This is a genomic window from Pseudomonas sp. Eth.TT006, from assembly GCF_054456575.1.
Map to the genome: position 1 here is coordinate 99,802 of NZ_JBTJEN010000004.1, position 11,437 is coordinate 111,238.

Annotated in this window: 11 protein-coding genes; 6 read left to right on the forward strand and 5 right to left on the reverse strand. The window is 61.3% G+C overall.

All coding sequences use genetic code 11. The features are described 5' to 3' along the window. Position 1: 1 nt before the first annotated feature. Genes ACXR0M_RS08175 through fabI form a run of 3 tightly spaced genes read left to right on the forward strand, consistent with a single transcriptional unit; the run spans position 2 to position 3,447 of the window. On the forward strand, positions 2-1,021 hold the full coding sequence (locus tag ACXR0M_RS08175; RefSeq protein WP_458831427.1) for an ABC transporter permease: 1,020 nt from the start codon (positions 2-4) through the stop codon (positions 1,019-1,021). Position 1,022: 1 nt separating this feature from the next. After that, positions 1,023-2,633, forward strand: coding sequence for an ABC transporter ATP-binding protein (locus ACXR0M_RS08180; RefSeq protein WP_458831428.1), 1,611 nt, complete (start codon positions 1,023-1,025; stop codon positions 2,631-2,633). Between the two features lie 19 nt (positions 2,634-2,652). After that, complete coding sequence (gene fabI, locus ACXR0M_RS08185; protein WP_003202751.1) at positions 2,653-3,447, forward strand: enoyl-ACP reductase FabI; 795 nt, start codon at positions 2,653-2,655, stop codon at positions 3,445-3,447. Positions 3,448-3,618: 171 nt separating this feature from the next. Here fabI and ACXR0M_RS08190 read toward each other — a convergent pair whose 3' ends face one another. The 4 genes from ACXR0M_RS08190 to ACXR0M_RS08205 all read right to left on the reverse strand — a co-directional run bounded on the left by ACXR0M_RS08190 (position 3,619) and on the right by ACXR0M_RS08205 (position 7,856). After that, the gene (locus ACXR0M_RS08190; RefSeq protein WP_458831429.1) at positions 3,619-4,584 is read right to left on the reverse strand and encodes a sensor domain-containing diguanylate cyclase; all 966 of its coding nucleotides are present in this window, start codon (positions 4,582-4,584) and stop codon (positions 3,619-3,621) included. Between the two features lie 61 nt (positions 4,585-4,645). Continuing rightward, on the reverse strand, positions 4,646-5,224 hold the full coding sequence (locus ACXR0M_RS08195; protein ID WP_458831430.1) for a hypothetical protein: 579 nt from the start codon (positions 5,222-5,224) through the stop codon (positions 4,646-4,648). A 1-nt stretch (position 5,225) separates the two neighbouring features. Beyond that, positions 5,226-7,388 (reverse strand): xanthine dehydrogenase family protein molybdopterin-binding subunit, encoded by a 2,163-nt coding sequence (locus ACXR0M_RS08200; protein ID WP_458831431.1) that lies wholly within the window; start codon positions 7,386-7,388, stop codon positions 5,226-5,228. Between the two features lie 12 nt (positions 7,389-7,400). Then, positions 7,401-7,856 carry a (2Fe-2S)-binding protein gene (locus ACXR0M_RS08205; protein WP_458831432.1) on the reverse strand — a complete coding sequence of 152 codons (456 nt, stop codon included), beginning with the start codon at positions 7,854-7,856 and terminating at the stop codon, positions 7,401-7,403. Between the two features lie 241 nt (positions 7,857-8,097). Between ACXR0M_RS08205 and ACXR0M_RS08210 the strand changes: the two genes are divergently transcribed. The 3 genes from ACXR0M_RS08210 to ACXR0M_RS08220 all read left to right on the forward strand — a co-directional run bounded on the left by ACXR0M_RS08210 (position 8,098) and on the right by ACXR0M_RS08220 (position 10,555). After that, positions 8,098-8,928, forward strand: a complete 831-nt coding sequence (locus ACXR0M_RS08210; RefSeq protein WP_458831433.1) for an alpha/beta fold hydrolase — start codon at positions 8,098-8,100, stop codon at positions 8,926-8,928. A 254-nt stretch (positions 8,929-9,182) separates the two neighbouring features. After that, a complete protein-coding gene (locus ACXR0M_RS08215; protein ID WP_458831434.1) occupies positions 9,183-9,686 on the forward strand; it encodes a VOC family protein in 504 nt (167 codons plus the stop codon). 35 nt (positions 9,687-9,721) lie between these two features. Further along, positions 9,722-10,555, forward strand: a complete 834-nt coding sequence (locus ACXR0M_RS08220) for a helix-turn-helix transcriptional regulator (protein WP_458831435.1) — start codon at positions 9,722-9,724, stop codon at positions 10,553-10,555. Positions 10,556-10,644: 89 nt separating this feature from the next. Here ACXR0M_RS08220 and ACXR0M_RS08225 read toward each other — a convergent pair whose 3' ends face one another. Next, a complete protein-coding gene (locus ACXR0M_RS08225) occupies positions 10,645-11,232 on the reverse strand; it encodes a LysE family translocator (RefSeq protein WP_458831436.1) in 588 nt (195 codons plus the stop codon). Between the last annotated feature and the right edge of the window lie 205 nt (positions 11,233-11,437).

Genomic DNA, 11,437 nt, shown 5'->3' on the forward strand with positions numbered 1-11,437 from the left:
GATGAACCTGTCCCCTCTCAACCGCCGCCGCTTCGAACTGTTCAAGGCCAACAAGCGCGGCTGGTGGTCGCTGTGGCTGTTCCTGATTCTGTTCGGCCTGAGCCTCGGCGCCGAGCTGATCGCCAACGACAAACCGCTGGTGGTGCATTACGACAACAGTTGGTACTTCCCGGCGATCAAGCGCTACCCGGAAACTGCTTTCGGCGGCGAATTCCCGCTGGAGGCCAACTACAAAAGCCCGTACATCCGCGAACTGCTCAAGGCCAAGGACGCCTGGGTGTTGTGGGCGCCGATTCCCTACAGCTACCAGAGCATCAACTACGACCTGAAGGTCCCGGCCCCGGCCCCGCCCTCGGCGGACAACCTGCTGGGCACCGATGATCAGGGCCGCGACGTGCTGGCACGGGTGATCTACGGCTTCCGCATCTCGGTGCTGTTCGCCCTGACCCTGACCGTGCTCAGCTCGATCATCGGGGTGATTGCCGGCGCCCTGCAGGGTTTCTATGGCGGCTGGGTCGATCTGGCCGGCCAGCGTTTTCTGGAGATCTGGTCGGGGCTACCGGTGTTGTACCTGCTGATCATCCTTGCCAGTTTCGTCCAGCCAAATTTCTGGTGGCTGCTGGGGATCATGCTGCTGTTCTCGTGGATGAGCCTGGTCGACGTGGTGCGTGCCGAATTCCTGCGCGGGCGCAACCTTGAATATGTACGCGCGGCGCGGGCGCTGGGCATGCAGAACGGCGCGATCATGTTCCGCCACATTCTGCCCAACGCCATGGTCTCGACCATGACTTTCATGCCGTTCATCCTCACCGGCGCCATCGGCACCCTCACCGCACTGGACTTCCTCGGTTTCGGCTTGCCGGCCGGCAGTCCGTCGCTGGGTGAGCTGGTGGCCCAGGGCAAATCCAACCTGCAGGCGCCGTGGCTGGGCATCAGCGCGTTTGCCGTGCTGGCGCTGATGTTGAGTCTGCTGGTGTTTATCGGCGAGTCCGCTCGCGATGCCTTCGACCCGAGGAAGTGAAATGAATCAGGACAATCTGATCGAAGTGCGCGACCTCGCCGTCGAATTCGGTTTTGGTGAACGCGTGCATCGCGTGGTCGAAGGCGTGAGCTTCGATATCAAACGTGGCGAAACCCTGGCGCTGGTCGGCGAATCCGGCTCGGGCAAATCGGTGACTGCGCATTCGATCCTGCGTTTGCTGCCCTACCCGCTGGCCCGCCATCCGGCCGGCAGCATCAATTATTCCGGGCAGAACCTGCTGGGGTTGAGCGAGAAAACCATCCGCCATATTCGCGGCAACCGCATCGCGATGATTTTTCAGGAGCCGATGACCTCACTCAATCCGCTGCATTCGATCGAGAAGCAGATCAACGAGGTGTTGGGCATCCACAAGGGCCTGAGCGGCAAAGTCGCGACCAGACGCACGCTGGAACTGCTGGAGATGGTCGGCATCCCCGAGCCGCACAAGCGCCTCAAGGCCCTGCCCCACGAATTGTCCGGCGGCCAGCGTCAACGGGTGATGATCGCCATGGCCCTGGCCAACGAGCCGGAACTGCTGATTGCCGACGAACCGACCACCGCGCTCGACGTGACCGTTCAGCTGAAAATCCTCGATTTGCTCAAGGAACTTCAGGCTCGATTGGGCATGTCGCTGCTGCTGATCAGTCACGATTTGAACCTGGTGCGAAGAATTGCGCATCGCGTATGTGTCATGCAGCGCGGTTGCATCGTCGAACAGGCATCGTGCGCAGAGCTGTTCCGTTCGCCGCAGCATCCGTACACTCGGGAATTGCTCGGCGCGGAGCCCAGCGGCGGCCCGGCGAGCAATAAAATCGGCGCGCCGCTGCTCGAAGTCGCGGACCTGAAAGTCTGGTTCCCGATCAAGAAAGGCCTGCTCAAGCGCACGGTGGATTACGTCAAGGCAGTGGACGGCATCAATTTCAGCCTGCCCCAGGGTCAGACGTTGGGGATTGTGGGTGAAAGCGGTTCCGGTAAATCCACCCTGGGTCTGGCGATTTTGCGGCTGATCGGCAGCAAAGGCGCGATCCGCTTTGAAGGCAAGCAGCTAGACTGCCTGACGCAGAACGAGGTTCGCCCGTTGCGGCGGGAGATGCAGGTGGTGTTTCAGGACCCGTTCGGCAGCCTGAGCCCGCGAATGTGCGTCAACGACATCGTGGGCGAAGGCCTGCGGATTCACAAGATGGGCACCGCGGCCGAGCAGGAAGCGGCGATTATTGCGGCATTGAAGGAGGTAGGTCTGGATCCGGAAACCCGGCACCGCTACCCCCACGAATTTTCCGGTGGGCAACGGCAACGTATCGCCATTGCCCGGGCTTTGGTGCTGAAACCGGCGCTGATCCTGCTGGACGAGCCGACCTCGGCGCTCGACCGGACGGTGCAGCGGCAAGTGGTGGAGCTGTTGCGTTCACTGCAAGCCAAGTACAACCTGACGTATTTGTTCATCAGCCATGACCTGGCTGTCGTCAAAGCGCTGAGCCACCAGCTGATGGTGGTCAAGCATGGCCAAGTGGTCGAACAGGGAGCGGCGCAAGAGATCTTTGCCGCGCCCAAACATCCGTATACACAGCAGTTGCTGGAAGCCGCTTTTCTGGCACCAGCCACTGCGCAATAACCTGAAAGAGGAGCAACACATGGGTTTTCTCGCCGGTAAGCGCGTACTGATCGTCGGTGTCGCCAGCAAGCTGTCCATCGCATCCGGCATCGCTGCCGCCATGCATCGCGAGGGCGCTGAGCTTGCCTTCACTTATCAGAACGACAAACTCAAGGGTCGCGTTGAAGAGTTCGCACAGGGCTGGGGTTCGAGCCCTGAGCTGTGCTTCCCGTGCGACGTGGCCAGCGATGAAGAAATCGCCAAGGTCTTCGAAGAACTGAGCAAGAAGTGGGACGGCCTGGACTGCATCGTGCACTCCGTCGGCTTCGCCCCGGGCGACCAACTGGACGGCGACTTCACCGAAGCCACCACCCGCGAAGGTTTCCGCATCGCTCACGACATCAGCGCCTACAGCTTCGTGGCCCTGGCCAAAGCCGGTCGCGAAATGATGAAAGGCCGCAACGGCAGCCTGCTGACCCTGTCGTACCTGGGCGCCGAGCGCACCATGCCGAACTACAACGTGATGGGCATGGCCAAGGCTTCGCTGGAAGCCGGCGTACGTTACCTGGCCGGTTCCCTGGGTCCGGACGGCACCCGCGTCAACTGCGTATCGGCCGGCCCGATCCGTACTCTGGCAGCTTCCGGTATCAAAAACTTCCGCAAGATGCTGGCCGCCAACGAAGCGCAAACCCCACTGCGCCGCAACGTCACCATCGAAGAAGTCGGCAACGCCGGCGCCTTCCTGTGCTCCGACCTGGCGTCGGGCATCAGCGGTGAAATCATGTACGTGGACGGCGGCTTCAACACCACCGCCATGGGCAACATCGAAGAGTAATCTTCGCGCTGCCAATAAAAAACCCGCCTCTTCAGGCGGGTTTTTTATGCCCACGATTTGTTGAGCCCCCAAATCCTTTGTAGGAGTGAGCCTGCTCGCGATAGCGGTGGTCCAGAGACATCATTGTTGCTGACCCGACGCTATCGCGAGCAGGCTCACTCCTACAGGTGTTCACCTCGCCTTTTTCAACGCCTGCTTGTGCGCATACATCGCCCCATCGGCAGCTTTCAGCAACCCATCGATGCTGTCGTGACGCTGCGGGTCGTAGGCAATCTGCCCGACACTGAAACGGATGGCGTAACCGCGGTGCAACGTGGCATTACGCTCATCAAGAATCTCCTTGAGCCGAGCCATGATCGCCGTGGTTTCGACTTCACAGGAGCCGGTCAGCAGCGCCACGAACTCATCCCCGCCCAAACGCCCGATCACGTCGCTCTCGCGAAAGGCAATCCGCAGCACATCGGCAAAGGTCTTCAGCGCGTGGTCGCCCTCGGCATGCCCATACAGATCGTTGATCTGCTTGAAATCATTGAGGTCAAAAAACAGTAGCGTCGCCGGGCGCTCCAGCCGGGCGCAGGCGTCCAGCGCATGCTGCGCCAGTTGCTTGAAGCCGCGGCGGTTGGACAGCAGCGTCAGCTCGTCCATGTTGGCCATCTGCACCGCCATCAACTCCTGCTCGGCCATGCCCGCCAGATCGCGTAACAGGCCGCGTTCTTCATCGTCGAGCTGGCGTGGCCGGGTGTCGATCAGGCACAGCGTGCCCATTTTGTTGCCGTTGGGCACGGTCAGCGGATAGCCCGCGTAGAAGCGGATGTTCGGCGCGCCGGTGACCAGCGGATTGTCATGAAAGCGTTCATCCTGCCTGGCATCGGGTATCAGCAGCAGTTCGTCCTGGAGAATCGCGTGCCCGCAGAACGACACATCGCGCGGGGTTTCATTGACGTCGAGCCCGACGCAGGATTTGAACCATTGCCGGTCCTTGTCCACCAGCGTGACCAGGGCAATCGGCACGTTGAACAGGCGTTTGGCCAGACGGGTCAGGCGGTCGAAACGTTCTTCGGGTGCGGAATCCAGTTTCAGGCCATGCAACGCCTGGATTCGCACCGTTTCATTGGCAGGTTTACTCGGGGCCAGCATCGCGCACTCCATCGAGGTCAAGGGCTCAATCGTAGTCTGATTCCTGCCGGACTCACACCCGTCAACCTCCAGCCACCGGGCATGGCCCGCCGGCATCGGCCCAGAGCTTGAACTGGTTCACAAAGATATCGTGCGGCACCGGCACCGGCGCGCGCCCTGCCCCGGGATTCCAGCCCCACAGTACCAGTTTGTCGTCGCTGACGTGCTTGATCAGCGCGGCGAAATCCCGGTCGCCGTTGCTGGAGCGATCCTTGATCATCGCGCACAACTTGTCGGGTGGCAGGCCGATCCAGGCCATCTTGTGCGCGGCCGGCGGCAGGCTCCAGTGCGGTGCCCCCGGTGGCGCGTGCGGGCCGTAACTGGCCGGCGGATTGCTCTCGGCGTGGCAGGTGGCGCAGGGCAGACCGGCGGCGCCCTTGCCGTCCATGCCACGCACCACGTTCATCGCGTGCGGAGTGCCGGCGTCGAACTGCAGCGGCGCATCACCGGGAATATGGCAGTTCTGGCAACGCGGGCTCTGGAACACCTTCTGCACCGTGGCGAACGCCTTCAGCGCTTCCTGATCATCGGCGAACAGCTCCGAGGCGTAGCCGCCCAGCCCCAGCAGAACCATCGTGCCCAACAGCAAATGACGTTTCATCTCACACCCCCGACAATTGCAGCGGCAGTTCCCGCAAGCGTTGCCCGGTCAGGGCGTACAGCGCATTCGCCACCGCCGGCGCGGTAGGCGGCACACCGGCCTCGCCGATCCCGCCCGGCTTGTCGCTGCTGGGCACGATGTGCACTTCGACCTGCGGCATTTCATTGAGCCGCAGCACCTGATAATCGTGATAGTTGGACTGGGTGACCATGCCGTTTTTCAGCGTCAGTTTGCTGTGCAGCGCCATGCCCAGGCCGAAGGTGATGCACGACTCCATCTGCGCCGCGATGCTCTGCGGATTGACCGCAATCCCGCAGTCCACCGCGCACACCACGCGGTGCACGCGGATCGCCAGATTGTCCTGCGAGACCTCGGCGACCTGCGCCACGTAACTGCCGAACGACTCGTGCACCGCCACGCCCAAGGCATGCCCGTCCGGCAGCGGCGCGCGCCAGTTGGCCTTTTCCACCGCCAGATTCAGTACGCCGAGATGCCGTGGATGCTCCTTGAGCAGGGTGCGACGGTATTCCACCGGATCCTTGCCCGCCGCCGTGGCCATTTCATCAATCAGCGATTCCATGACAAACGCGGTGTGGCTATGTCCCACCGAACGCAGCCACAGCACATTGATCCCGGTCTGCGGTGAATGCAGTTCCACCTGCTGATGGGCCAGACTCTTGAGATACGGGCTGTCGGCCACGCCCTCCACCGAAGTCGGATCGATGCCGTTCTTGACCATGGTCGCTTCCAGCAGCGTGCCGGTCATGATCGATTGCCCGACCAGCACATGCTGCCAGCTCAATGGCATCCCCTGCGCATCCAGACCGATGCGCGCCTGATGCAGGAACATCGAGCGGTAATAACCGCCACGGATGTCGTCCTCACGGGACCACACGGTTTTCACCGGCGCCCCGGCGGCTTTCGCCACCTGCACCGCTTCGGCGACGAAGTCCGAGGTCGGGTTGGCCCTGCGCCCGAAACCGCCGCCGAGGAATTCGGTGTGAATTTCCACCTGCTCGGGTTTGAGCCCGGTGATCTTGCCGGCGATCATCTGGTCGAGGGTCTGAAACTGCGTGCCGGTCCAGATCTCGCACTTCTCGGCGCTGATTTTCACCGTGCAATTGAGCGGTTCCATCGGCGCGTGGGCCAGATACGGCACGCTGTACTCGACCTCGATTTTCTTCGCGGCCTTGTCGAAGCTGCCCTTGGCATCCCCGGCCTGAGCGGCCGACGTGCCCGGAGTCGCCGCCAGTTTGCGGAAGCTGTCGAGCAGGCCCTGGCTGCTCAGGTCGGCGTGCGGGCCCATGTCCCACTCGACCTTCAACGCATCGCGGCCGAGTTTCGCCGCCCAATAATGCTCGGCGATCACCGCCACGCCGCTCGGCACTTGCACCACCTTGTGCACGCCGGGCACCGCCAGCGCCTCGGCGCCTTCGAAGGATCTGACAGTCGCGCCGAACGCCGGCGCGCGCACGACCATCGCAGTCATCAAGCCGTCGAACTGCACGTCCATGCCGAAAATGGCGCGGCCGGTGATTTTTTCCGGGGTATCGAGACGCTTGGTCGGTTTGCCGATGACTTTCCAGTCCTTGGCCTCCTTGAAGGTGATCGACTGCGGATCCGGCACTGGCAACTGCCCGGCGGCGTCGGCCAGTTCGCCGTAGGTCGCGCGTTGATCGCCGGCCATCACCACACCGGATTCGGTGCGAATCGTCGACGCGGCAACGTTGAAGCGTTTGGCCGCCGCCTCCACCAGCATCTGCCGTGCCGTGGCCCCAGCGAGACGGTAACGGTCGAATTCCATCCAGGTCGAGGTCGAGCCGCCGGTAATCTGCATCCCGCCAAACGCTGGCATGCCGTAATCGGCCGCCGAGGCCGGCGAGTGTTCGACGCGGATCTGCGACCAGTCGGCGTCCAGCTCTTCGGCAATCAGCATGGTCAGACCGGTCCAGATGCCCTGACCCATTTCCGAATGCCCGAGCAACACCGTCACGCTGTTGTCAGCGGCGATGCGCAAGAACGCATTCGGTGCAAAAACTTTCCCCTCATTCTCCGCCGCCCGGGCAAAGCGATGCGCACCGGGCACTACAAAGCCCACCACCAGACCGCCACCGAGCACGGCGCTGCCCTTGAGAAAACCACGACGCGATACAGGAATGTTCATGTCTGCCCCCAATCAGCCAATCTCGGCCGCACGTTTCACAGCCGCGCGGATTCGCGGATAAGTGCCACAGCGGCAGATATTGCCGGAGAGCGCCTGATCGATATCGCTGTCGGTGGGTTTGGGGATCTTCGCCAGCAGCGCGGCGGCGGACATGATCTGCCCGGACTGGCAGTAACCGCACTGCACCACATCGAGTTCGGCCCAGGCTTGCTGCACCGGGTGCGAGCCGTCGCTGGACAGGCCTTCGATGGTGAGGATTTTCTGGCCGTTGGCCACGGCCGTGGCGGGGGTGATGCAGGCGCGCAGTGGCGCGCCGTCGACATGCACCGTGCAGGCGCCGCACTGCGCCATGCCACAGCCGAATTTGGTACCGGTCAGGTGCGCCACATCACGCAGGACCCAAAGCAGCGGCATGTCGGCCGGCACATCGAGTTCCTGATCCTTGCCATTGATATTCAAGGTCAGCATCGGGGGATTTCCTCAGACTCACGGTGTTCTGAAGGGGCGCCGCTACGGCCTGCCAGCCTGTGCGCGCCTCGCGCTTATCCCTTTCAGCAAAGCCTGTTTTGCGCATCCAGCCAGACGTTGCGACCACCGGTCATGCCTCAACGCAAAAATGTCGACTTTAATCTTCTGGCTGATAACGGCGCTCACCCGAGCCATCTGCTACGAGCGCGGTCACCCCTCTCATTGGTCAGGAGTCGCGAATATGGGATTTGTCACCAGCAACGACGGCGTCGAAATCTTCTACAAGGACTGGGGCCCGAAAGACGCCCCGGTGATCCATTTCCACCACGGCTGGCCGCTCAGCTCGGATGACTGGGATGCGCAGATGCTGTTCTTTCTCGGGCAAGGCTTTCGGGTGGTTGCCCATGACCGCCGGGGTCACGGCCGCTCAAGTCAGGTCGGACACGGCCACGACATGGATCACTACGCCGACGATGTGCTCGCGGTGGTCAAACACTTGGGGCTGAAGAACGTCGTGCATGTCGGGCATTCCACCGGTGGCGGAGAGGTCATCCACTACATCGCCCGCCACGGTCAGGACAATGTGGCCAAAGGCGTGCTGATCAGCGCGGTGCCGCCGCTGATGGTCAAGACCGAAAGCAATCCCGGCGGATTGCCGAAATCGGTGTTTGATGATTTTCAGGCGCAACTGGCGGCGAATCGCGCGCAGTTCTATCGCGACATTCCCAGCGGTCCGTTCTACGGCTACAACCGACCAGACGCCAAGCCCTCCGAGGGGATCATCAGCAATTGGTGGCGCCAGGGCATGATTGGCGGCGCCAAGGCGCATTACGACGGGATCGTCGCCTTCTCGCAGACCGATTTCACCGAAGACCTGAAGAAAGTCACGATGCCGGTGCTGGTGATGCACGGCGAGGACGACCAGATAGTGCCGTACGCGAACTCGGGACCGTTGTCGGCGAAACTGCTGCCCAACGGCACGCTGAAGTCGTATCCGGGGTTCCCGCACGGGATGCCGACCACCGAGGCGACGACGATCAATGCGGATCTGCTGGCGTTTATTCGCGGTTGAGCGCAGAGGCCTTCACACATCGACCCTGGAAGGAGCAAGCGTGCTTGCGATCGCAATCTGTCAGTTGTTATCGCGCTGACTGAGCCGACGCTTTCGCGAGCAAGCTCGCTCCCACAACTATCTGCGAGCCAGCTCCCACAGGTTTCGGGTGTTGACTGAATTGCGTAGCACTTGTCGATTGGGGACCCCGCCATTCGACCAGAGAATGACTACGCTGAAAATCCCGCGTGTCCAACCTGCCGAGGATGACTGCCATGCAACGTTTCCAGAAAATCACGCCGTGCCTGTGGTTCGATGATCAGGCCGAGGCAGCGGCAAACTTCTACTGCTCGATCTTCCCTCACTCGAAAATCACCGGCCTGACCCGTTACAGCAAGGTCGGCCAGGAATTCCACGGCAAGCCGGAAGGCGCGGTGATGACCGTCAGTTTCGAACTGGACGGCCACAGTTTCACAGGTCTCAATGGCGGGCCGATGTTCAAGTTCAGCGAGGCGATTTCGTTTCAGGTCAACTGCCAGAATCAGGCAGAGGTCGACCACTTCTGGGACAAGCTGTCCGCCGATGGCCCGGTCGAAGCTCAGCAATGCGGCTGGCTCAAGGACAAGTTCGGGGTATCGTGGCAGATCGTGCCGGAGGCATTCATGCGCATGATGCTGGACGCCGATACCCGCAAGGCGCAACGGGCGATGCAAGCCATGTTCACCATGAAAAAGCTCGAGATCGCCGAACTGGAACGGGCCTTTGCCGGCCAGAGCTAATACACTGCGGTTCTGGCCTGCCGGGAACCCACACGATGAAACACGCTGCCACGAAAAATCCTGAACAAGCGCCGCGCTTCTGGCGTGATGACGCCCTGCCTTTCATCGAGGCCCGGGCGATCGCCGACGGTCGAGAGGTCTGCTATTCGCGACATTCCCATGCGCACTTTTCCATCGGCGCGATCACTGCCGGGCGCAGTACTTACCTTCACGAACAGGCAGAATTTGAAGTCACCACCGGCACCGTGGTGCTGATGAACCCCGGCGATGTACATGCCTGCAATCCGATCGATGACCAGCCATGGTCGTACCTGATGCTGTATGTGGAAACGCCCTGGCTGACAGATTTGCAGCGGCAGACAGGATTCAGTGGCGAAGCAGGATTTCAGCGCTTTCACGAGACGCACCTGAGCGACGCGGATCTGTTCGATGCCTTGCAAAAGCTCTATGCGGTACTGATCGACAGCCAGCAGGATGTGTTGCGCAAGGAAAGCATGGCGGTGGAGTTTTTCAGCGATCTGCAACGGCGCCTGAACCCGGCCCCGGCGCCAGCACGCGAACCCAACTTCAAGCTGGAACGCGCCGCCGGGCATATCCGCGAACATTGCACCGAGCTGCTCAGCCTCGACGACATCTGCGCCGCCGCGCAGTTATCGCCGTCCTATCTGATCCGCGCCTTCAAGCAGCATTACGGCATGACGCCGCATGCGTTTCTGGTCAACCAGCGCATCCAGTTTGCCCGCGAACGGTTGCGCAACGGTGAGTTGATCGCCGATGTGGCACTGAAAGCCGGCTTCTCGGATCAGGCGCATTTTCAACGCGTGTTCAAACAACATCTTGCCGCCACACCGGGACAATATCGCGGCTGAATCCAATTCTTTTGCCCCCCTGCAAACCCTGTGGGAGCGGGCTTGCTCGCGAATACGTCAGCCCCGCCGCCAGATATCCTCCTAAGGTCTCACGGCAGCAACAGATAAACCGCACTAGCCGCCAGCAAAGCCGCCATCACCCGATTGAACCACCTCATTCCCGCAGGATTATTCAAGTAACCGCGCAGGAACGTCCCCGCATACGCCCAGCATCCCACCGACACATAGCAGATCACCAGATACACCGCCGCAAACTGCCACACCAGCCGCGCCTCGCCATCGGCGACGAACGCGCCCATCCCCGCCACGCACGCGAGCCAGGCCTTGGGGTTGAGCCATTGCATCACCGCGCCGTACAGCATGGACGGCGCCCGACCGGACTCAGTGGTATTCAACTGCCCGTCATCTGCCGCCAGTTTGCAGGCCATGAACAATAGAAACGCCACCCCGCCCCACTGCACCAGGCGAGTCAGAAACGGCCACACCTGCAGCAGTTCATGCAGCCCCAATCCCATCAGTACCAACAACAACACAAAACCGAGAGTAGCGCCGGCCACGTGCCGCTGGCTGGCACGAAAGCCGAACTGCGCGCCGGAGCTCAGCGCCACGATATTCACTGGCCCCGGGGTGATGGAAGCCACTAATGCAAATGCCGCCATTGAAACAATCAGACTCATTGAACACCTGTGTTTAATAATGTAATCGACCCCCGACACGCTAACTCGCCAGCTCGTTCATTTATTGAATAAAAACACCCTGATGCCACTCGTCCGAAATAAGCTGATACCTGCAAGGCACACAATCGGACATCAATTTTAAAAACACAAATAAAATGACCCTCTATATATTTTCCACCGCAACACCAGACTTTCATACACGGAC